A 21,877-nucleotide genomic window follows, 5' to 3' on the forward strand; every position below is an offset into this window, starting at 1 on the left:
CATCTCAAAGACATTATTGAATAGACGCCACTACGCCTAAACTTTCATTCGCCAGTCTGTCTACAGCACAAACCGCATAGGTTCCTGCTGCTAATTCAGCCTCGGTTGTCTCCTCTGGCAAAATTTTGTGCAGTCTCCAGTTATTACCTTGCTGCTGATAAATTGTCCAGGAGCGAATTTTGGCATTAACTGCTGCACTCCAAATCAGCTTATTCCCAATGACTCTCACCCTAACGGGAATCGCTGGCGGTGTATTACTCAGCCACGACATGGTTGGAGACAAAGCGGGTTGATTATAAACAGACGATTGGAACTTTTCAACTACCCCAAAACGATTTTCATTAAATATTTTCATATTATAAAAAATATTGCCTAGCGAGAGTTGAGGAGCCAGATTGCGGGTAATATCAACCTGTCGTTCATATTCCAAAAAAGACCAGTCTTTATCATCCAACATACTTAACCGATTGCCGGGATAAATATGTCGCTGTTTCGGGTTATTATCAGTCCACCATTCCAAAAGAACGGGATAACTTTGGGCTGGGGGGTCAATACGCCAGTACAATTGCGGGGCGATATAATCAATCCATCCCTCTGCTAACCATTTTTTCGGGTCAGCATACAGGGATTCGTATTGATCTAAACCTTTTATTTGGGCGGGTTGTCCGGGACGGTAAATGCCAAAGGGACTAATACCAAATTTGACCTGTTTCTTTGTGGCGCGAATCCCCGTATAAAGGCGCTGAACCATTTGATTGACATTTTCCCGCCGCCAATCGCCTAGGCTAAGGGTGCCGCCTTTGGCTCGATAAGCATTGTATGTTTTATCATCGGGGAAATTCTCACCCGCGATGGGATAGGGATAAAAATAATCATCCAGGTGAATGCCATCTACATCATAGCGCCGCACTACATCCATAATTACGTTATAGGTTAAATCTTGAACCACTTTGACACCAGGGTCCATCCACTTCTGATTGCCGTATTGATACACATATTCGGGATGAGTGATGGTAATGTGAGGGGCGACACTGGTGGAACTTTGGGAAGAGGTTTTGGCGCGATAGGGGTTAAACCAGGCGTGTAGTTCAATATTGCGCTGATGACAAGCCGCGATCGCAAACTCTAAAGGGTCATAATAAGGATCGGGGGCTTGACCTTGAGTTCCCGTTAACCATTCAGTCCACGGTTCTAACGGGGAGGCATAAAACCCATCGCCTGTGGGTCGAACTTGTAAGATTAAAGCATTTAACTTGAGATTAGCCGCGCGGTCAATAATTTGCAGCAGTTCCCGTTGCTGCTGGGCGACAGACAGTCCCCGTTGCGAGGGCCAATCAATGTTCCAAACGGTAGCTATCCACGCCCCACGAAACTCCCGTTGATGGCTCAGTTTCGCGGTTTTCTGGCGCACAATAATATAGTCTGAGCCAATGGCGTCGAGTTGACCGGTATAGACTAAAGCCTGGTAAATAAACGCGGCGACATCCGCACGAGTTGCTGCTTTGAGGGGGTTAAACCGCTTGACCTGTGGGTAATTCACCACCATATCGGTATTGGTTGCGATCGCAATCCGATCAATAGCATAGCTGGGAATGTCGCTAAAATCTTGATAGAGTTCCGGTAGGGCGGCTTTCACCTGTGCTAATCCACTGGTGGTTATCTCCAACCCCGCTATCAGAGACACCAACACTTCCACTCTGGCAATACTCGCCTCTGGGCGAAAACGGTTTCCCGGATATCCCGACATAAACCCCGTTTGATACGCCTTAGCAATCGCGCCAGTTGCCCAATGTTTGGCGGGAACATCGACAAAAGGAACATTAGGGCGTTTACTGGGTTTAGAGAAAGCGTTTTGTAACAAAGCAGCAAACTGCGCCCGACTCATGGGATCATCAGGACGAAAACGCCCATCGGGAAAGCCACTAATCATACCCGCCTGGGCTAACCCTTCTATGAATGAACGCGCCCAGTGGTTTTGGATATCGGGGAAACGGGGAGTTGATGCTGCCATAAGGATTCGTCACCTAGCTAAGTAGTCGGACTTTCATTAAAGTTAACAGTGGGGATTGTCATATTCGCTTTCCTTGAGAAGCAAGCTACGTCTTATGTTTAGGTAAGGATTTGAGGTGTGTTTACCAAACTTAATCTAGTTGAGTTTATTTCCACTAACCTACTTAAATAACACGGATTGAGTAGGCACGAATCTTTTGATCGACGGTGGCAATGGTTAAACGATGGTGCAAAGCCTGACAGATAAGCATTCTATCAAAGGGATCACGGTGTAATAAAGGCAACCTGATAAGTTGAGCCACACTATCCTCATCGAGACTAAGGCTAGCAATTTGATGGCGAACCCGCTGTTGTGGTAAATAGATTGCGGGTGACTGCGGCAGAGTTAGTTTGCCTAGCTGATACTTGACAATAGACTCCCAAATTGACACAACACTTAGATAAACGTCGTTATTGGGATCACGAATAGCATTTAAAACAGGTTGTGACAGTTTAGGATTGCCACTGATAAACCACAAAAAGATATGAGTGTCAAGCAAAAGTTTCATTAGCTTTCAAAAGCACTCAGAATATCTTCGGGTAGGGAATCATCAAAATCATCGGATACTGTGAACTCTCCCGCACACAAGCCAAATGGTCGTAACGATTTTTGGTTAGGTATCAACAGGCGATTATTCTGGTGTTCAATATCTTGTAGAACGCGGTCACGCATCACTTCAGCTTGAGAATAATTTCTGTCAATTAATAAAACTGTGTTGTAGCTAGCCAATGCATTTTCAAGCTGTCCTAGTTGTCGCAGTGCATTGCCACGATTAAACCAATACTGAGCGTTATTGGGTTGGAGTGCCAGCGCTTGTCCACGATTTGTCCAAACGGAATTATTCTCACCATTGAGAGCTAAGGCTTGATCATAACTGGCAATAGCTTCATTAAAGTTCTCTAGCATTAACAGTGCATTACCTTTATTAAACCAGCTAATGTCATCATCTGGTTTAAGCCTTATGGACTGTTCAAAGCTGGCAAGTGCATCTTTATACCGACCGATGTCATAAAATATTACACCTTGATCATTCCACAATTGCTCATTTTTTGGTTCTAACTCTATTGCTTTATTAAAAGTTTCAATTGCCGCTTCAATGTTGCTACATTTGGCATAAACTATCGCCAGATTAGCCAAAATTATAACTTCATTCTCTTGAATCCTTAAAGCGTGTTCATAACTATCTATTGCCTCTAGATGGCGACCTAATTGAGATAGAACAGCACCTCGATTCGTCCATGCCTGAAAATTATTTGGATTAACATCTACAGCCTGGTTATAGCTTATAACCGCTTCTTCAAGGCGACCTAAGTCATGTAAAACAATGCCTCGGTTATGCAAAATCCAATCTTTGTTGCGTTCAGGGTTGCATTCCAAAGCTTGATCATAACTGGCAATAGCTTCATTTTTATAATTTAATTCTCGGAGAATATTTCCTTTGTTATACCAAGCAATATAACTATCTGGGTTAATCTCTATGGCTTGATCAAAGTTAGATAATGCCTGCTGATATTCCCCCAGTGCTAAGTATGCCAAGCCGAGTTTATTCCAGGCAAGGTATTCATCAGACTTGTTGGCTAAAGCACGTTCGTAAAACTTAATACTTTCCTGATAATGCCCCAAGTCGTAGAGTCTGTCTCCCTGGCTATGCCATTTGGAATGCTGATACACACCATTGGTAGAGCGAGATAGCTCTAACGGTTTTATGGTATAGGCATCGTAAAGTTTGGGTTCATCTCTCTGGTGAATAGCTACCATCGCCAGTTCGTCCCGATTATAAATAATGTTGGTTTCCCATTTTCCCATTGTGACATAGCCGATGAGTTCCCAAGCATGATCTCACTTTTCACCGGATTTTCCCCACACCCAACCCCCATGCCTAAGATGCCGTGAAACGTCAGGGTATAAAAAGGAGAACAAAAGCGAACTTTCATAAAAACTCAGGCAACTTTGATTAAATACATACTCGTGTCATCTTGTCAATATATAAAAATTCATCAGTTGACCATTAATTAAGTTACCATTTATTATTTACCCGTAATGCATCGATAACAGCCAATTATCTTTACCAAAGCTGCATAAAAGCCACTGAATAACTTTACAAAACCCTCACACAACTCCCCTTTTACACCGTTTTATTTTTGTTAAAGTTTATTCATCAACAAAGATTAATAAAAATTTCATGTTGACTGACAAGGCGACAAGCAACCCCAAGACTTCATCTTACGCTCAAGAAATCTTGGCGGATTACCAAAAACTGAACTCTGAGTAAAAGCCTGCCCATTTCAGTTGGCACTATGCTCAGATAAAGCACTATAAAAAGTTGGCGCATCTGGCTCTTCCTAGTCAGCAAGACAAATGCGGCGACGACCCATTTTCCGAAATTAACCTAACTTTATCGTCAATTATAATCTAGTCCTTTGGTAAAACTATTTCAGTTTGCCAGTCCTGATTTGCGAATTGACGCTCTGTTTAGGCTATCTACTCTCACTCATTGAACGTATGAAATTTCTAGATTTTGCCCCTCTCAACTCTCTATCAATATCACCAGTTTCCATCAATGTAATTCCTGGTTAACTGGATAACAAATGATTATTACTTTCACCACCTATCAAGTGGTTAAGTAATTCTTAATTGTTTCGCAAATATCAGGATAATTTTCTGATTTTTAAGGAGAATATTCGAGGCGGGAAAACACGCTATTTGCCTTTTTTCTACTAAACAGAACACAAATAAGGAGAACATTTCATGGCATTTGATTCAGTAATTCAACTTTCCAGTCTCTGACTGATATTTTGACATTTCAGCAGTCGTTCACATTCATACCATGGGGAGACGTTGAGGAAAATAAGAGTTTGTTATTCTCTTCAACAGTAGTAGCATGAAATATCAACAATGGTTATCATCTCCTTGGATTCATCAAATAAATATTCCCCCACCTTCTAGAAGAAAAAATAAATGCCAGGTCATGACATCATCGTTGTTGGAGCCTCCGCAGGCGGAGTGGAAGCGTTGACTCAACTGGTTGCTGCTTTGCCAGAGAATCTACCAGCAGTGATCTTCATTGTCGTTCATATTTCACGCCACGTTAAAAGCTTTCTGCCGGATATTTTGAACCGAAAAAGCCTCTTGCCAGTGGCTCATGCTACAGAGAGTGAGGAGATCGTACAAGGGCACATCTATGTAGCCCCTCCGGACTACCACCTGCTAGTCAAACGCGGCTATGTTCGCTTAGTGTATGGTCCGAAGGAGAACGGTTGTCGTCCGGCTGTCGATCCCCTATTTCGCACGGCAGCGAAGGCGTATGGACGTCGAGTGGTTGGTGTGGTGCTATCGGGTGCCCTCGACGATGGTACTGTAGGGCTTATGGATGTGAAACGTTTGGGCGGTGTGGCGATTGTTCAAGATCCCGATGATGCCCTGTTTTCGGGAATGCCGAAGAGCGCGATTAAACACGTAGATGTTGACCATATTCTGCCCTTGTCGTCAATAGCCTCCACTTTAGTGCGTCTAGCCCATGAATCGGTAACGGAGGAAGGAGCAACAACCATGTCTAGTGAGAACGAGATAGAGATAGAACCTGATGTGGTGGAACTCAATGGGGCGGCTATGCGAGAGCGTGAGTTTGGAACACCTGCAAGCTTAGCTTGTCCGGACTGCGGCGGTATGCTGTACTATCAAGACGAGAGAGGTTTGCTCAAATACCGTTGTCGCGTGGGTCATGCTTGGTCAGCAGGTAGTTTGGTGGCGGGGCAATCCGAGACTCAAGAGCAGGCGCTGTGGACGGCAATCCGTTCTCTAGAGGGGCGTGGAGAGCTGATGAGTCAGATGGCAGCGAAAGCCCGCGATAATAACCGTTCCATTTCAGCCCAGCGTTTTGAAGCGAAAGCGCAGGAAGCCCGAGAGCGTGCTGACATCATTCGCAAAGCACTTTTTCAAGCCCAATTGCCGACTACGCCAGCATCTGCCGCCGCTACCCAGGACTCCAACCCGAACCAGGAAAACGAGCTAACGACCTTTAAAATTGTGGTACTGGTGGCAAAAGCTGGTGGACTGAGAGTCCTAAGCCATATCTTAGCTGCCTTACCAGGGGATTTTCCGGCAGCGCTCGTCGTGGTGCAGCACCTAGACTCTCAATCCTCTGCCAATTGGATAAGTGACGTAGTGAACCGTTCCACGACTTTACCCCTCAAACTGCCTGAAGCCGGAGAGTCAATAAAACCGGGGATAGCTTACATTGCCCCCCCAACTGAACACCTGCTAGTCAACCCGAATAGTACCTTCTCTTTCTCTCAGGCAGCATTTGTGGACTTTGATCGCCCCTCTGCCGACCTCCTGTTGCAGTCAGTAGCCGCTACGTTTAAAGAACGTGCGATCGCGGTAGTTCTTTCTGGTACTGGCAGCGATGGTGCTTTGGGGGTGAAGGCTATTCATAAGATGGGTGGTAAAGTCATCGCCCAAGATGAAGACAGTTGTGAGTTTTTCGAGATGCCGTCTGCGGCAATTCAAACGGGTGCGGTAGATTTCGTTGTGCCGATGAATGCGATCGCCTCTACTCTAATCCGCTTAGTGATGACCGAATCAGAGGAATAGTTCATCTAGCGGTTTTAACGACAATTTTACCTCTACATCATAAAAAATCCCTCAACTTAAACAGTACGTTCTGCGATCGCGTTTACCTTAGTTGAGAAAATTGCACCGCCAGTTCCCGCAATATTGGAATTGCTGGAAGTTTCAAAATAGGGTGCGTTTGCCGCCGTAGCGTAACGCACCCTTAGCGCATCCTGATTGTGGCGAGTTGGATCACAGTTGTTGCTGTAACCCTTGACTTTTTACAAAGTCTGTGCAGTATCGTCTTGGTTTAATTGCTCCTCAATCGTGCCAATTGCTGCATTGAGTCCAGCTAATCTGATTTCTAGATCGCCACGCATTGCCTTAAGAAACTTGAGCTTACGCTCTAAGCTGGTTTTCCGAGAAACAGGTTCTCCACCGCAGCAAGCATTATCCCAATTCCAGAATGGAAACATAATCCACCTTCACCTGTGTAACTCTATTCTTATATTGGCTAATTCTTGGGTTGAATAGTTGTCGGGTGATGATCGGAAAACCGACCTCTTGAGGTGCGGAGGATGTTACCTTTTTGGTATTAGAATCCACTCTCTTTTAAACCGTGAACAAGTCAAAGAAGACCTCATACTCCCTCTCTAAATACTGGCATAGCTAGGGCAGCGAGTGTTCCCAGTGCGACGACACCCGCGATCGCGCCCCACTACCTTTGCGCCTCCTTGGGCAAACTTGAGAGTAGTCTCGCGTCCAATACCGCTAGACGCTCATCGCGATTGGGGGTCAGCATGACCCAATAGGTAAGTTCAAAAGCTTTGGTCAATGTGAGCGCTCTTGCCCATTACGGGATAAGACTGCTTTAACCTCTTGTGTTCTTTCAATTTTTCGCGATCGCGGTTATTATAAATTGGTATCGCTGTTGTAGACAACATCTCTACATCAGGACAATAAAAAAGATTGTAAAAGTGGATTGGATAGAATTTATAGTCGCGATTCACTGAAGGGGACAGATCTCTGTCCGATAACGATTGGTGCAGTTGCAACCAGACGCAATTGGTTACCATAAAAGCCCAGCAAAGGTTGGTCTAAACCCAAGGTAGAGAAAGGACTTTGTACAGGTATTTGTACCTTGACACCAATCAGAGACAACCCAATCTCACCTTTACCCTCAAAGGAGAGCAGGTTAGAACCGAGAGCGCTAAAACTTGGTAAACTTAGCGGCTGTCGCCATTGGGGAAGTTGCCAATCGTAGCTAATACTACAGAGTAACTGGTCTCCTTGATGCACGTTTACACCAGAGCGTTCCCCTAATTCCCACCTAAATTGAGCGAGTTCCTTGGGGAGTCCCCAAATCTCTCGCCCCCCTTCCATCGAATCAGCATTATCAACATAGAGGTGGGAAATCCAAGTACCGAATTTACCCCCATAACGAGTTACAGCACTGACAATAATTAACTCGCTATAGGTTAAGGTGGAACCTAAACCATAAAACGCCGCGTAAATTCCACCAAGAGTTTTACCGGGTAAAACAGAAATAATTTCCAATTCAGAAGGAACAAACGGGCGCACCTTTGCAATATCAAACAAATGCAAGGTCTGGATACTGTAGCCTTGCAGTGTCCAAGGAGCTGGAGGATATGCCATCTTAACTAACTTTTTTACACAAGTGAAAAGGTTTTACCTAAGTAGTCGGACATAAATAAACGGTACTATGTCTTGAGCTAAAAAACTTTGGCACCTTGACGCAAAAGGATGTGAGCAATCTTTACAAAGATTTACACAGATATCCGGATAAATCGGTTGATCTAGATGAATCTTTATGCCCAGAATAATTGTTATGACTGCACCAAACCTCTATCAAAAGTTGTAAGTAGGACTCTAATGTTAAGTTGGATTGTATTCGTGAATACAAACAGATTCTAGGTTGTTATTCCTTCAGATATATAGACGGATAGGCTATGACTATCCTACAGAAAGAGGCACTTGCCTATCTCAATTTTTTACTATGATTTTAGTCTGGAATAGTCAGCTAGGCTAAACCAACGAAACCCGCTAAGGCGGGTTTCAAAGTTTCACACCCCTTAATTTTTTCATTTCCTTGTCAAGCGGACTTTGTTAGTAGGGTTCCGTGACTTTAATCGCTTGGGTTTAATTTTACACAGCTAGGTTAGGTTTTATTAGCTTTGTTTTTGCTAAATAAAAACCACCAAAGTTCTGTACCAATTAACGCTAAACCGCCTAGGGTGACACCGACTTTTAGCGGTAATGATTGCTCAATTCGGCGGAATTGACTGGTCTGCTGGGACTGATGTTCTGACATTTCAGCCGTAGCTGGATTGGCAGCGACTCCGAATAGAAGCCCTAAACTAATCAGATAAGCTAAGGTTTTGGGTTTGGTTAACATTGTTTCGATTCCTCCTAGATTACTAAAGTGCGACCCGATAAAGTTGAGAAAATTCGGATTGTTTATTGATATTATCGGGTCGCCAATACAGGATTTCACTGATAATTGGGGGTATCCTACTTAGCAGGATGAGTGATGATTTTGGGCTGGAAATTCCGCAGCCTTAAGGCATTAGTTACCACGGAAATGGAACTCAGCGCCATTGCTCCCCCGGCTATAATTGGATTCAGTAATACGCCAAATAAGGGGTAAAGAATTCCTGCCGCAATGGGAATTCCGGCGGTGTTGTAAATAAAGGCAAAGAAGAGATTTTGGCGAATATTTCGCATCGTGGCGTGGCTGAGTTGAATCGCGGTAACAACTCCATTTAAGTCACCGGAAATTAGGGTAATATCACTGGCGGCTATGGCGACATCTGTACCCGTACCAATGGCGATTCCTACATCCGCTTGGGCTAAGGCTGGGGCGTCATTAATTCCATCGCCTACCATGGCAACAATACGGTTTGAATGTTGGGTTTTGGGTTTTGAATTCGGTGTTTTCTTGATGTCTTCGGTTTGCAAAGATCGGATGACGGCGGATTTCTGATCCGGGCGCACTTCGGCAAAGACGTGCTGGATACCCATTTCTCGTGCGATCGCGTCGGCTGTTTGTTGATTATCTCCTGTGAGCATGACGACTTGCAACCCCAGGCGTTGCAGTTTCTTTACCGCCTCAACAGAGGAGGGTTTTAAGGCATCGGCTATGCCCACTAATCCCTCAACCTTACCATCGACAGCAATCCAAGCGGTGGTTTTTGTCGCGGCTTCCCAGGTTTGTTTCTGGGTTTGGAGGGATTGGGTATTAATTTCTAGTGCATCCATCCAGCGTTGGGTTCCGATTTGAATCAGGTTATTTTCTACTTTTCCTTGCACCCCCATTCCCGCAACGGCTTCAAAGTTTTGGACATCGGGTAAGGGGAATTCAACACCTTGGAGTTTGGCATAATCAACGATGGCTTCGGCTAAAGGATGTTCCGAAAGTCTTTCCACGGCGGCGGCTAATCTTAGGAGTTTGATTTCATGATGATCCGCTGTTCCTTTTACGGTTACATAATCAGTTACACTGGGTTTGCCTTGGGTAATCGTGCCAGTTTTATCCAGAACAATTGCCTGAAGTTTATGGGCGAGTTCTAAACTTTCTCCGCCTTTAATTAAAATGCCATTTTCTGCGCCTAAGCCGGTGCCAACCATAATGGATGTCGGGGTAGCTAATCCTAACGCACAGGGACAAGCGATAATTAAAACCCCAACGGTGGTAATCGTGGCAAGGGTAATATTACCCATAATATTAAACCAGATTACAAAGGTCGCGATCGCAACGGCAATCACAACGGGTACAAACCAGCCTGTGACTTGATCTGCGAGTTTCTGAATCGGGGCTTTTGACCCTTGCGCTTCTTGCACTAATTTGACAATTTGCGCCAATACGGTGTCTTTTCCCACTCGTGAGGCGCGGAATTTGAAACTCCCGGTTTTATTAATCGTAGCGCCAATTACTTCATCCCCGGCTTGTTTTTTCACCGGGATGGGTTCGCCAGTTACCATGGATTCATCGATGGTAGATACACCATCAACTACTTGCCCATCAACGGGAATCTTTTCCCCTGGGCGCACGACAATAACATCACCGACGATAACCTGTTCAATGGGAATATCAACTTCTTCACCTTTACGAATTACCCGCGCTGTTTTCGCTTGTAATCCCATTAACTTGCGAATCGCTTCTGAGGTTTGACCCTTCGCCCGATTTTCTAAGAGTCGCCCCAATAAAATGAGGGTAATAATCACGGCGGCGGGTTCATAATAGACATCTGGTGATAATCCTTGGGTGATTAAAAAGCCAGGGAAAAGGGTAACAAACAGAGAATAGAAATAGGCGGAACCTGTCCCCAGCGCCACCAGAGTATTCATATCCGCGCCATGACGTTTAAAGGCTTTCCATGCGCCGACAAAGAAGGATTGACCGCACCAAAAGAGTACAGGTGTACTTAAAACCAGTTGTACCCAAGCATTATGCAGCCAGGAGGGAAAGTAGGGAATGTGCAATCCTGTCATCGCCGGAAGTGAACCGACGACGAGGATGAGGCTGATAACGCCGCTGACGATAACTTTACGTCTGAGATCCCGTTGATGGGCTTCCCTTGCTGCTTTTTCGGCATCGGTGTCTTCACCCATTCGGGTGGTATCTAAGGGTTGCGCCCCATATCCCGCATCGGCGACGGCTTTTTGGATGCTGTCTAAGTTTGTCGCGTTGGGATTATAGGTTACAGAACCTTGTTCCATGGCAAAGTTAACATTACACTCAACAACGCCAGGAACGTTTTGGATGGCTTGTTCAATGGTGGTGGCGCAAGAGGCGCAACCCATTCCTTGTAGTCGTAGATGGCTGGTTTCCATGGTTGACTCCTGATAGTAGCAGTTTGGGGAGTGGGGAGGGGTAATAGCACGTCTGAAGGGTGTACGTTTATAGGATAAAGTCTCCAGCTTACTGGAGAGTCAAGAGAGGATAAAAATCAGGGATGCGGAATAGGAGGGTAGCTGGACTTACTGGCTAGAGTTGTGATATAGTCTCTCACAAATCGCCCCTAATAAAAAAGCCCGAAACCCTTGCTGTTGTAGCATGGCTATTATGGGCAATTAACAGGACTTGATATGAGTACAGCACTTGAACGATAACCTCAGACCAGTGTCCTAGTGCATTTTGTTAGCAACAAACTTTATTTAATTGTTGGAGGAATTAATCTAATGAATCATGCTAAATACTTGTGTGAACAAATTAATTTATCACTTTGTTCCCTTTCTTATAGCTTTAGTGAAGATTCCCATGAACAAAAGCTGATTGTAAATTCATATAAACCAGTCTATTTTCCTGTAAAATTAGGAAAAAATAGTCATGAAACTTCTCAATGGATGCGTCATACACATTCTGGAGGCGCAATTTACGAACCAGGAACAATTGCTGTTTTTGAGGCGTTATATACCTCAGCAAAATCACTCAATACAGTCTTTGATGTTGGAGCTTTATACGGCTACTTTTCTCTAATATGTTTGTCAATATTTGATACCGCAAAAGTTTATTCATTTGAGATGAATCCGGTTTCGTTTGCATCCCTAAAACATAACATCGATATTAACCACCAACTAGATGTAATATCTCGAAATAAAGCCTTTAACTATGCACTTTCTGACTCCTCGGAACTAAATAAATCTATAATCAACCGAGGTTCTAAAATTGATAGTGTTAGTAATTATCCCTATTTAGATCGTCTCAATATAATTTTTAAAAATATGCAAGTTTATGGCACATATAAGTTATGGGAGAGCAAAGATAAGTTGAAGCAGTTTTTGGATGGAACCCCGAAAAAAAAATATTTTAAGCAATATTTTAATCAATTTAACATAGATTGTTGGTCAATTGATGATTTCTGTGAAAAAAATTATGTAATGCCAGATTTGATTAAAATGGATGTAGAAGGTTTCCAAGCTAAAATCATCCCCGGAGCAATGAAAACACTTGAAAAATCTAAACCTTTTTTCCTACTAGAATTCGATTCACTCTCGAAAGTTAATGCCTTTGGTCTCTCAAATAAAGAAATAGTCAAACCTCTTTTTGATATGGGTTATCAGCTTATTTGGGGGAATCATCGTACCCAAAATAGCGCTTTTATACCTCTCAACTACAATGACCTAGATTCGAGTCACGAATGCAACTCGTTAGGTCTGTTCTTTGTTGAAGAACGCTTGCGCTTGAATTAAGCTAGCAGAAGCGAGCTTATACCATTTCACAAAATGCCTGATACAGATAGAACCTCCAGAAAAATTTCATCCTGTAACAGAAGCCACTACTTGATCGGTGAGTTCTGAGAACAACTTCCGTAACCTAAAACCATCACAATGATTGTTGAAATCCAGCCGTAACCCGAAAATCAGGAGACTCCTCACTTAAACCAACCCCAACCCCAACCGATAACACATTCAGAGGTGTCAGTTGATAGCGAACCCCCAACTCCAGCAGAAACGCTTCCTTATCCTCCTCTAATTCCTGCTCATAAACAAAATCCGTCAGCAGCAGCGCTTCTGAATTTAGACGGCGACTATACCCCAAAACACCAGACAAGCGATCGCGGCGTTCCCCATCTTGGCGCTGATCATTTAAACCATAAGCCACATTCAAATGTAGGCGATCTAAATTTGCCCCGGTTCCTAATGTTTTCGTCGCAATTAACTTTAACGTCGGATCAACTCCCGCACTATCATTACCCGTCGGCAGATCCGCACTCACAGACGCCGCAAACGCAGGTGTTTTCAGCGTTTCTGTATTGAAATTATAAAACACTTCCACACCCACATCCCCGATACCATCCTCCTTTGCTCCGAATTCAAAGGGAACAGTAATTTTCCCTTGCCAGTTGGGGGCAAAGCCATACTCCAAGCGCGGTTCCAGGATAAACTTATCCTCGCCATCCTCCGCGCGATCGTATCGGAATTGTCCCTGAACTTCTAATCCTTGATAAGGAACCGGATAGGCATCTTCAACTTCAATCGGTAATCCTTCTTCTAAGTTGAAATGGTCAGAGGCTTGTGCGGTTGATTGCCCAAATGTTGCCATGGTTAAAATGATAACAGTTAAACCCGTAAGCGGCTGCAATGAATGTTTCATTTTCCTCACTCCTAATACTATAAATTCAAACCAAACTTTAGGGTGTTTTAGCGAAGCGTAACGCACCATTGCTCAAAGCGTTGGGGGTTGACGAATCTCGCCTAAACTCAAAACCATCTCTTGAAACAGGTGCAAAGTATCAGTTAAAACTGGGATATTGTCGCCTTGATTAGCCCTTTTGTAGAGACGTGCCGGTGGAACGTCTCTTAAAAGTTTGTCGTGGGTGATATCAGCATTTAGTTCCGGTGGAACGTCTCTTAAAGATTTGTCGTGGGTGATATCAGCATTTATACCAAATCCGGGTTAGCTACCCCCGTTATAACCTAGTCCGCGTAGGCGGACTTTGTTTGTGTAGCAGCGATTTCAATCGCCGTGGCAGAAGGGGGTAATAAAGGCGGATTTGGTATTAGTTCCACCGGAACCTCTCTTAAAAGTTTGTCGTGGGGGATATCAGCATTTATGGCGAATACAGCACAACGGCGAACCTAAAGAGCCTACTCTAAAAATGTTTGTGCTGATGGCTCACTCCCCATCGGAAGCGGTTCAACATCAGGTAAATTGCCATACTTTTCCTGCCAACCTTTCAGCATTACCTCTATCATCATTGGATTAACTTTACCCGGTGCCATCATCTCAGGAGACATCGGCATATTTGGCATAATTTCCATCATCGCATCCATAAATGAACCCGGCATTTCACCCGATTGTATTCCCGGAGTCAGTTTCAGTTTCAACTGTGCCATTAACTGTTGATGCATCTGGTGCATTTGAGGACTCATCTCACTATGATGTCCATCTGAATCCATTTCACTATGATCCATCTGGGAATCCATACCCCCATGGTGCTGCATCATCATTGGCATCATCTCTGCCAACATTTCCATCATCATTTGTGCCATCGCACCATCTGAGCTTTTAATCCAATCATCATAAACTAACGGATTTAAATCAGGCTTAGGTGTGGTAAACTTCCGCACTAATTTATCATCCCCTGGCTGATAACTCATGGCATCTAAAACCCGATTCAATTCAGCACGTTTTTGCTCAATTGTCCACCCATCGTAAGCAAAAATATCATAAGTAATGCCATGGAGCATGTGTAAATTATCAAAAACATTCGCCGTTTCCGGAGAAAGACGACTGTAACGAGGTGAGCCTTCTCGACTTAATATCATCCGCATCGGGGGATTGGGAACAACTTGGGAACTAAACAAATCTTCCATTTTCTGGATCATCTTGTCCTGTTCCTGATCATTTCCGCCAATCATCATCGACTCATAAATCGCCGGATGCCACCAATGAGCGGCATAGAAAAAGTTATTATTTTTCGGATAATAATTCCGAGTTAGGCTAAAATAGGGCTTCATCATTACCCCAGCGCGACGCATGGTTACATCTAGAGGTGCGGGACTCAATGCAATGTCTTTATAGGTGGATTTATAATAGTCATAAGCCTCTTTGAGTACTTGTTCTTTTTCACTCCAAGGAATATCTGAATCTGCCATGATATCCTCAGTCATTTCGTGGAGTAAATGCACGGAGTCAATGGTGCGGAAGAGTCGCCAAGTTGCACGCGCTGTATAAGGCGCATATAATTCCATCGTTGGCTCAATCCGGGGTGGATTTTGGTAAAACGCTAGAACTTCCTGGTAAAGCTTCGTATCTTCCTCACCATGACGCTGGAAGGGAGTTAAAAGTAAAACATCATGGAGCTTGCTATGTGCAAAATGCAGCGCACTAGCGACTCGGTAACTGCGTCTGTGGCGGTTATAGAAGCTGAGGCGGTAGGGAGTGCGGGGATGAGCTACGGCGTTGCGCTGCTGTGCCATGATCGGCTTGGGTGCAGAGCCGATGATTAAGGTTGTCGCGATCGCGAGTGCGGTAAGTTGTTTGATATATCGATTTCCCATAGTAGCTATCTGCTGAACAGGTCTAAAATTTCATCCAACTCTCTGTCCAAAATGATTTCTGGATATTTCTTAGTTTGACAGAAAAATATGAAATCAAGATGAAATCTTTCTGATTAGCGATGATAAGCTGTCATGCATTTAAATTGGGTAACGTTAACGACTACCTCTAATAACTGCGCTTTCAAATTCCTCCAACGCCTGAACATGTCCCACTTGCCATGATCGTTTTACGGTATCCGGGATAACCTGAGTGATCGGAATTTCTGGAAACGTCGGACTAATATCTGATAGTATATACTTCCCTTCTCTTAACACATAAAGTGTCAACTTCCCACTATCATAAACCCAGACTTCGGGAACGCCAATTCCTTGATAAGCATCCAATGTTGTTTTCGATGTAACATCTGACTCGATTGCTAAATCAGGTGGCGGATCATCGGGTTCAAGTCGGCGACGACCAATCATCTGTTGATAATTCTGAATGTAGAAACAAGCATCCGGTTCAACGCCTGCGGCTCCTTCTTTTTTAAAGGTAGTTGAACCAAAAGGTTCATACCGTCTGCCTGTAGCCTTGAGGAATAGCTTGACTATATCTGAAATAATATCCTTCGGTTTTTCATGCTCCGGTAAAGGAAGCATAATTTCTAATGTTCCCTGGCTGTAAGCAAGTCTTGCTGCACGTTTTTCTCCCAATTCTGCCAAAATAGACTCAAATTCCTGCCAGTTTACGTTAGGAATGGTGACAGCACTGCCTGGTGCTAGTCTCATCTGACTAATCGGTTTAACAATAGGGGAAAAAGAAGTCATAAGTAAAAATAAACGTATTCAGTAGAAACGCCCCTGAGGACGTTTCTACTGAAGTCAGCAAAGCGGTTATTGACTAGCCGATTTTACCATTTAGTGAGGAGTTTTTAGCCAATCCATTTATGTAGGCTAGGGTACTATTCTCCAAACAAACTCTTAATCGCATCTCCCAGATTTTGAGAAGCCTCTTCCATATCCGAACCTGCATCTTCGGCGCGATTTTTAAGGCGACCTGTATCTTGTTCCGCCCGCCCTTGAGCTTGCTTTGCTGCACCTTTAACGTCTTCTTTGGCTTTGCCCACATTTCGTTCTACGGTGCCGATGTCTTCTTTGGCTTTCCCTTGAATTTGGTCGCTGGTTCCAGAACCGAATACTTGATCAACTGGGTTACTATCGGCAAGGATAAACGGTGTCGTTTTTACGGTTAAAGCATGGGCTGTTGGCGTTGCATTAAAAAATGTGCCTGTCCAAGTTAATGTCACTAACACTAGAGAAAAGAGTGCGGGTAGGAGTTTCATCACGACTTTTCGAGTATTTTGGATCATGGATTTAGTTTTCATGGTTATTTTTTGAAGGTTTTGCATTCTGAAACTATAACAGAGTGGCTGATTATTCGGGTTCCTTCATTAGACATAAATTTTTATTGCCGATTTAGATCTCCCTCTTCCCTTATAGATCCCCCTTCCGTCCCCCTTATAGATCCCCCTTCCGTCCCCCTTAAAAAGGGGGAGACCAGTGGATGCTTCGCTTTTTGTTCCATGGGGGAGACCAGTGGATGCTTCGCTTTTTTTGCACGGGGGAAACCAAGGAAAAGCAAATTTTGCGGTAGTTTTGGGTATTAAACGCTTTTGGGTAACCGAATTGTAAACTGGCTTCCCTTACCTAATTCACTGTGTACCTGAATAGTACCCTGATGAGCTTGGGCGATCGCACGCGCAATTGATAACCCTAACCCTGAACCTCCCGACACCCTGGCGCGATCGCTATTGATGCGATAAAATCGGTCGAAAATGTGCTTCTGATGTTCGGGTGCAATGCCAATTCCTGTATCCTGGATGTGAATCAACACCCACTGATCCCGGCAATCCAGACTAACCTTAACCTGACCCCCAGCGGGTGTATAATGCAGCGCATTCACGACAATATTAAATATCAGTCGATAAAGCTGTTCTTCGTCTCCTAAAACCTGGATGGGTTGATCAACCTGAATATCTGTGGTTAACTTAATCTGCTGGGTCATAGCGAGGGCGGCGAGTTCTTCTTCAATATCATTGAGCAAGTCTTGCATACAGCAAAGATGCCATTGATTGTGTTGAATTTTTCGATCTAAACGAGACAACAGCAATAAATCACTCACCAGTTGAGATAATCGATAATTTTGACGTTCAATAACCTGCAACGTCTCGCGACTCTCAGCTTCTGAGATACAAGCCAGTCGGAGAACCGATTCGACGGTGGCTCGAATCGCCGCTAAGGGTGTCCGTAATTCGTGAGCAGCATCGGCGGTAAATTGTTGAATCTGCTGGTAGGATTGGTAAATCGGGCGCATGGCTAACTCGGCTAGCCACCAAGCGGCGACACCGACGAGCAACATAGCTAAAGGTAACCCCAGTAAAATCATGATTCTGACTGAGGCGAGATAATGATCAAAATCTGCTAAAGAACGACCAACCTGGAGATATCCCCAAGGCTCATTGGTTGGGGTATCCAAGGCTAAAACCAGGTGTCGGTAGCGTAAGCCTGACGTATCCTTAAGGGTGAGTAAGCTTTGTTCTGTGGCGTTTTCAGGGATTAACTCAGTAGACAATTGCTGCGGTGGTGATCCCGATTGAGCAATCAGTTGTCCAGACTTATCAAAGAAGCGGATAAAATAATCGCCTTGATGAATCGCACTCAAACGATGAGCGGGTGAGGTGTGTCTCTCGGCTGTACAAAACTCCCCCAAGGTAGATTGAGTCTGATTATCCACCGTGCGATCGCGCATTAAACAGAGGTTGGGTAAACGTCGCTTTGCCGCTGTTTCCAGACGCCCCGGTTGTCTTAATGTCGGTTCTAAACTATCATGCAACATCCCCGCCACTGATTTCAACTCTTGATTAGCACTAACGCGATGAGCATGAGCAATCGCCTCATACACCCCCAAACCCGAAACGCCCAAAATTAAACCCATAACGCCAGCATACCAACCAGCCAGTCGCCACCGAGTTGAGCGAAATAATTGATTTTGATTCATCTGATCAGGGAGATGGGGTGTAGGGGTGTAGGGGCGGGTTTTACTATTATCGTTTCTTTTGCACCTGGATGTGACTAAACCCGCCCTTCTAGGTAAGCAAGGAAGCACACAAATGACGAATGAGAACTAAGATGGAACATTTAGACGATAACCCACCCCATAAACCGTCTCAATCAAATTATCGCAACCCTGCTGCGCCAGCTTCCGTCTCAGCAGTCGCATTTGCGCCGCCACAACATTACTCATTGGTTCTGTACCCAATTCCCAGAGTTGATTGAGCACCTGATCGCGGGTGACAATTTGGTTAGGATGTCTCATAAAATATTCCAACAACTGAAATTCTTTATGAGTGAGGGGAATCGTTTGCTGATTTCCTGGGGAGTCTTGCCAATAAGCGGTATGAGTACCGTAATCTAAGGTGAGGTTGCCGATTTTGAGGTGTTGCGCTTGGAAATGAGGCGATCGCCTCTGCAATGCTCTCAACCGCGCTAGGAGTTCCTCCATACCAAAGGGTTTGACTAGATAATCATCAGCGCCAGCATCTAGCCCCATTATTTTATCCTCCATCCGATCCTTTGCCGTGAGCATTAAGATGGGCAGAGGACTTTGTTGCGATCGCAGCCGTTTACATAAGTCTAATCCGGATAATCCGGGTAATAGCCAATCAAAGATTGCTAAGGTGTATTGAATCCAGTCGGATTCTAAGTATTCCCAGGCTTCAACGCCATCGAGAACCCAATCTACAATATAAGCCTCTTGATTCAACGCCCGCTTAATCGCCGCGCCTAAATCGGGTTCATCTTCGACTAAAAAAATTCTCATAGCATCAAATCATGAAATCAAAATGAAATCGTTGTCCACCATTAGTCAGATATTACAGCTCATTCTCTAGTTGGACGCGATCGCACCCGCAACTTTCTACAGTGAAAAGCGAGAGGACAGCAATCTGAGTCCACCTTAAAATTAGCCGGATTTTCGGGTTCGCGGTTTTTCAGTTTAGCTCAAGTGGATGTCTTAGATACTGTTGTCTTGGGTAAAACGCCGCTTTTTTATTAGTTTAATCCTCACCTTACCCATCCTCTACTTCTCATTCCAATTTCAGCAATGGTTCTTTATATTTATACAGAAGACATAAGCGAAACAGACGCCCTGGCAATTGCCCCTGCATTAGAAACATCCTCTGAACATTCCCTGGCTAAAGCTGTGGTTAAAATAACGTGATTGCAATTCCACTGGCGGCTGGAGTCGCTTACGCTTGGGGAATTTTATTGTCTCCCGCAGTCGGGGCATTATTAATGAGTCTTTCTACAGTCATTGTGGCGATTAATGCAGTTATGTTACGTCGAATTAAGTTGGCTTAACGTTTAACCGTTACCGTGAAAATTAAAATTAGTTGTAAAACCTAAATTTCCCTGTACTAAATGCAGATTTTTTAACAAAAAGTCTGACAAAAAGTGTGTTGTACATCCCTATAAAGTTCTCAGCATCCAAGCGAAAAATTGTTCGGATTATTGGGCGTGTGATAGTAAAACCTTTTTCCGATAACCTGTAGGATAGCGATAAAGTCCCTAGTTTGCCACCTAAAAATCTGAACCAATATCAGTAGGGGCAAGTCATAACTTGCCTCTACTGCGCTTAGCGGTAGTAGATAGAATCAAGAATCATCCGATAGTTAGATGTAATACCTTAACCCCTTCTTTAGGGTAGTTTACAGAGCTTGAAGCCGTTTCAATTCATCTAGCTATTGATGGATTTTCTCAATAAGCTATTTTCTTGAAATCAAGTTAATTCGTTGGAATAAAACCCTAGCAATCAAAAAAATATCAAATCAGTTAAGTATCATGAACAACGCAAGCTTTTGGCAAATGTATAGTGAGGCAGTGTTAACCTCACTCGGCTTTTTCTGGAAAGCGTTATGGGCGTTCATATTGGGTTATGTCATTAGCAGCGCTATTCAGGTTTTTGTGACCCGCGAACGTATGCAACGGACAATGGGTGAAGCGGGAAAAGGTAGCGTCGCCTTGGGAACGTTTTTCGGGTTCATCTCCAGTTCCTGTAGTTTTGCCGCCCTAGCGACAACGAAATCCTTATTTAAAAAAGGAGCCGGGTTTGTTCCTTCCCTGGCTTTCTTACTCGCCTCAACCAATTTAGTAATTGAGTTAGGATTTATCATCGCCGTCTTCCTCGGTTGGCAGTTCGTCGTCGGCGAGTATTTGGGCGGACTTCTGCTGATTATTTCAATGTGGTTAATTGTGCGGTTTACGCGCCCCACCAAGCTAATTAGAAAGGTACGCAAACGACTGCGGGAACGGGAAGATGAAGGCGAGCAAAATGATGGGGAAGATCCTCCCGACTGGAAGGAGAAGATTCAAACTAAACAGGGATGGAAACAGGTTGCCCGGAAATATTTCATGGAATGGAAGATGGTTTGGAAAGACGTAACCATCGGTTTTACTGTGGCGGGGGCTATTGCTGTATTTGTGCCGCGATCGTTTTTTCAGTTCCTGTTTATTGGTTCTGGACAAGATGGGAATCCGGGATTTTTGGCGATTCTAGAAAATACGATTGTTGGACCGGTGGCGGCGTTTTTTACGTTTATCGGTTCTATGGGGAATATTCCTTTGGCTTCGGTTCTTTATGCCAATGGGGTGAGTTTTGCTGGGGTTATCGCGTTTATTTTTAGTGATTTAGTCGTGTTCCCGATAATTCGGATTAATGCCAAGTACTACGGCTGGAAAATGGCATCCTATATCCTGGGCGTCTTTTTAGCCGCATTGGTGGTGACAGCAATTGTCATGCACTATGGCTTTTCCCTATTGGGGCTTTTGCCACAAAGTACTGGGCAGAGTCAAGCCCAGACGCAGCGTTTTGCCATTGACTATACATTCTGGCTGAATCTTGCCTTTCTCGCTGTCACCGGGGTTCTGGCTTGGCTGCGTTGGGGTGGCAAAAAGGAGCATAAGGGTGGAATGCATCACGGTGGGGGTAACAAAGGTATCATTGAGCGCGTACTGTTTTGGCTGGCGATTGTCTCCTATATCTGGTTAGCCGGGGGTTTGATTGCTACTGTTATTAAGTAGGCGTTTGGTTACCTGTGGGGGTTTGGAGACCAAACAGGGGTTTGGTTACCTGTGAGGGTTTGGAGACCAAACAGGGGTTTGGTTACCTGTGAGGGTTTGGAGACCAAACAGGGGTTTGGTTACCTGTGAGGG

18 protein-coding genes are annotated in these 21,877 nt (G+C 44.3%); 4 read left to right on the forward strand and 14 right to left on the reverse strand.

Translation table 11 applies throughout. The features are described 5' to 3' along the window. Positions 1-13: 13 nt before the first annotated feature. From ACLGGO_RS22405 to ACLGGO_RS22415, 3 genes are all read right to left on the reverse strand, one after another. Positions 14-2,011, reverse strand: a complete 1,998-nt coding sequence (locus ACLGGO_RS22405; protein WP_446420962.1) for a glycoside hydrolase family 10 protein — start codon at positions 2,009-2,011, stop codon at positions 14-16. 163 nt (positions 2,012-2,174) lie between these two features. After that, the gene (locus ACLGGO_RS22410) at positions 2,175-2,558 is read right to left on the reverse strand and encodes a type II toxin-antitoxin system VapC family toxin (RefSeq protein WP_446420963.1); all 384 of its coding nucleotides are present in this window, start codon (positions 2,556-2,558) and stop codon (positions 2,175-2,177) included. Next, positions 2,558-3,856 carry a tetratricopeptide repeat protein gene (locus tag ACLGGO_RS22415; RefSeq protein WP_446420964.1) on the reverse strand — a complete coding sequence of 433 codons (1,299 nt, stop codon included), beginning with the start codon at positions 3,854-3,856 and terminating at the stop codon, positions 2,558-2,560. Before ACLGGO_RS22415 ends, ACLGGO_RS22410 begins: the two co-directional genes overlap by 1 nt. A 1,152-nt stretch (positions 3,857-5,008) precedes the next feature. Between ACLGGO_RS22415 and ACLGGO_RS22420 the strand changes: the two genes are divergently transcribed. Next, complete coding sequence (locus ACLGGO_RS22420; RefSeq protein WP_446420965.1) at positions 5,009-6,643, forward strand: chemotaxis protein CheB; 1,635 nt, start codon at positions 5,009-5,011, stop codon at positions 6,641-6,643. A 56-nt stretch (positions 6,644-6,699) separates the two neighbouring features. Here the strand turns inward: ACLGGO_RS22420 and ACLGGO_RS22425 are convergent, their stop codons facing one another. The 5 genes from ACLGGO_RS22425 to ACLGGO_RS22445 all read right to left on the reverse strand — a co-directional run bounded on the left by ACLGGO_RS22425 (position 6,700) and on the right by ACLGGO_RS22445 (position 11,455). Further along, positions 6,700-6,822 (reverse strand): hypothetical protein, encoded by a 123-nt coding sequence (locus ACLGGO_RS22425; protein WP_446420966.1) that lies wholly within the window; start codon positions 6,820-6,822, stop codon positions 6,700-6,702. 60 nt (positions 6,823-6,882) lie between these two features. After that, a complete protein-coding gene (locus tag ACLGGO_RS22430) occupies positions 6,883-7,077 on the reverse strand; it encodes a hypothetical protein (RefSeq protein WP_446339000.1) in 195 nt (64 codons plus the stop codon). A gap of 517 nt (positions 7,078-7,594) precedes the next feature. Continuing rightward, on the reverse strand, positions 7,595-8,257 hold the full coding sequence (locus tag ACLGGO_RS22435; protein ID WP_446420967.1) for an acetoacetate decarboxylase family protein: 663 nt from the start codon (positions 8,255-8,257) through the stop codon (positions 7,595-7,597). Between the two features lie 523 nt (positions 8,258-8,780). Beyond that, positions 8,781-9,017: a hypothetical protein gene (locus tag ACLGGO_RS22440; protein WP_446420968.1), complete on the reverse strand. Its 237-nt coding sequence runs from the start codon at positions 9,015-9,017 to the stop codon at positions 8,781-8,783. A 116-nt stretch (positions 9,018-9,133) separates the two neighbouring features. After that, positions 9,134-11,455: a heavy metal translocating P-type ATPase gene (locus tag ACLGGO_RS22445; RefSeq protein WP_446420969.1), complete on the reverse strand. Its 2,322-nt coding sequence runs from the start codon at positions 11,453-11,455 to the stop codon at positions 9,134-9,136. Between the two features lie 348 nt (positions 11,456-11,803). Between ACLGGO_RS22445 and ACLGGO_RS22450 the strand changes: the two genes are divergently transcribed. Continuing rightward, positions 11,804-12,814, forward strand: coding sequence for an FkbM family methyltransferase (locus ACLGGO_RS22450; protein WP_446420970.1), 1,011 nt, complete (start codon positions 11,804-11,806; stop codon positions 12,812-12,814). Positions 12,815-12,947: 133 nt separating this feature from the next. On the opposite strand, the gene ACLGGO_RS22455 is transcribed toward ACLGGO_RS22450, so the two are convergent. The 6 genes from ACLGGO_RS22455 to rppA form a co-directional block, all read right to left on the reverse strand. After that, complete coding sequence (locus tag ACLGGO_RS22455) at positions 12,948-13,718, reverse strand: transporter (RefSeq protein WP_446420971.1); 771 nt, start codon at positions 13,716-13,718, stop codon at positions 12,948-12,950. 494 nt (positions 13,719-14,212) lie between these two features. Continuing rightward, positions 14,213-15,628: a hypothetical protein gene (locus tag ACLGGO_RS22460; RefSeq protein ID WP_446420972.1), complete on the reverse strand. Its 1,416-nt coding sequence runs from the start codon at positions 15,626-15,628 to the stop codon at positions 14,213-14,215. A 153-nt stretch (positions 15,629-15,781) separates the two neighbouring features. Next, positions 15,782-16,435, reverse strand: coding sequence for a Uma2 family endonuclease (locus ACLGGO_RS22465; RefSeq protein ID WP_446420973.1), 654 nt, complete (start codon positions 16,433-16,435; stop codon positions 15,782-15,784). Positions 16,436-16,569: 134 nt separating this feature from the next. Further along, on the reverse strand, positions 16,570-16,992 hold the full coding sequence (locus ACLGGO_RS22470; RefSeq protein WP_446420974.1) for a CsbD family protein: 423 nt from the start codon (positions 16,990-16,992) through the stop codon (positions 16,570-16,572). 278 nt (positions 16,993-17,270) lie between these two features. Beyond that, positions 17,271-18,665 carry a two-component system sensor histidine kinase RppB gene (rppB, locus tag ACLGGO_RS22475; protein ID WP_446420975.1) on the reverse strand — a complete coding sequence of 465 codons (1,395 nt, stop codon included), beginning with the start codon at positions 18,663-18,665 and terminating at the stop codon, positions 17,271-17,273. Between the two features lie 126 nt (positions 18,666-18,791). Further along, positions 18,792-19,487: a two-component system response regulator RppA gene (rppA, locus tag ACLGGO_RS22480; RefSeq protein ID WP_446420976.1), complete on the reverse strand. Its 696-nt coding sequence runs from the start codon at positions 19,485-19,487 to the stop codon at positions 18,792-18,794. A gap of 395 nt (positions 19,488-19,882) precedes the next feature. Between rppA and ACLGGO_RS22485 the strand changes: the two genes are divergently transcribed. Further along, positions 19,883-20,026 carry a hypothetical protein gene (locus ACLGGO_RS22485; protein WP_446420977.1) on the forward strand — a complete coding sequence of 48 codons (144 nt, stop codon included), beginning with the start codon at positions 19,883-19,885 and terminating at the stop codon, positions 20,024-20,026. Between the two features lie 480 nt (positions 20,027-20,506). Then, positions 20,507-21,745: a permease gene (locus ACLGGO_RS22490; protein WP_446420978.1), complete on the forward strand. Its 1,239-nt coding sequence runs from the start codon at positions 20,507-20,509 to the stop codon at positions 21,743-21,745. Positions 21,746-21,877: the final 132 nt, after the last annotated feature.

Source organism: Coleofasciculus sp., assembly GCF_046565525.1.
Classification (GTDB): domain Bacteria; phylum Cyanobacteriota; class Cyanobacteriia; order Cyanobacteriales; family Coleofasciculaceae; genus Coleofasciculus.

What these genes read in the sequence shown, in the direction of transcription:
- ACLGGO_RS22405 (WP_446420962.1), bottom strand. Translation starts at nt 2,011, where the DNA reads ATGGCAGCATCAACTCCCCGTTTCCCCGATATCCAAAACCACTGGGCG.
- ACLGGO_RS22410 (WP_446420963.1), bottom strand. Translation starts at nt 2,558, where the DNA reads ATGAAACTTTTGCTTGACACTCATATCTTTTTGTGGTTTATCAGTGGC.
- ACLGGO_RS22415 (WP_446420964.1), bottom strand. Translation starts at nt 3,856, where the DNA reads ATGGGAAAATGGGAAACCAACATTATTTATAATCGGGACGAACTGGCG.
- ACLGGO_RS22420 (WP_446420965.1), top strand. Translation starts at nt 5,009, where the DNA reads ATGCCAGGTCATGACATCATCGTTGTTGGAGCCTCCGCAGGCGGAGTG.
- ACLGGO_RS22430 (WP_446339000.1), bottom strand. Translation starts at nt 7,077, where the DNA reads ATGTTTCCATTCTGGAATTGGGATAATGCTTGCTGCGGTGGAGAACCT.
- ACLGGO_RS22435 (WP_446420967.1), bottom strand. Translation starts at nt 8,257, where the DNA reads ATGGCATATCCTCCAGCTCCTTGGACACTGCAAGGCTACAGTATCCAG.
- ACLGGO_RS22440 (WP_446420968.1), bottom strand. Translation starts at nt 9,017, where the DNA reads ATGTTAACCAAACCCAAAACCTTAGCTTATCTGATTAGTTTAGGGCTT.
- ACLGGO_RS22445 (WP_446420969.1), bottom strand. Translation starts at nt 11,455, where the DNA reads ATGGAAACCAGCCATCTACGACTACAAGGAATGGGTTGCGCCTCTTGC.
- ACLGGO_RS22450 (WP_446420970.1), top strand. Translation starts at nt 11,804, where the DNA reads ATGAATCATGCTAAATACTTGTGTGAACAAATTAATTTATCACTTTGT.
- ACLGGO_RS22455 (WP_446420971.1), bottom strand. Translation starts at nt 13,718, where the DNA reads ATGAAACATTCATTGCAGCCGCTTACGGGTTTAACTGTTATCATTTTA.
- ACLGGO_RS22460 (WP_446420972.1), bottom strand. Translation starts at nt 15,628, where the DNA reads ATGGGAAATCGATATATCAAACAACTTACCGCACTCGCGATCGCGACA.
- ACLGGO_RS22465 (WP_446420973.1), bottom strand. Translation starts at nt 16,435, where the DNA reads ATGACTTCTTTTTCCCCTATTGTTAAACCGATTAGTCAGATGAGACTA.
- ACLGGO_RS22470 (WP_446420974.1), bottom strand. Translation starts at nt 16,992, where the DNA reads ATGAAAACTAAATCCATGATCCAAAATACTCGAAAAGTCGTGATGAAA.
- rppB (WP_446420975.1), bottom strand. Translation starts at nt 18,665, where the DNA reads ATGAATCAAAATCAATTATTTCGCTCAACTCGGTGGCGACTGGCTGGT.
- rppA (WP_446420976.1), bottom strand. Translation starts at nt 19,487, where the DNA reads ATGAGAATTTTTTTAGTCGAAGATGAACCCGATTTAGGCGCGGCGATT.
- ACLGGO_RS22490 (WP_446420978.1), top strand. Translation starts at nt 20,507, where the DNA reads ATGAACAACGCAAGCTTTTGGCAAATGTATAGTGAGGCAGTGTTAACC.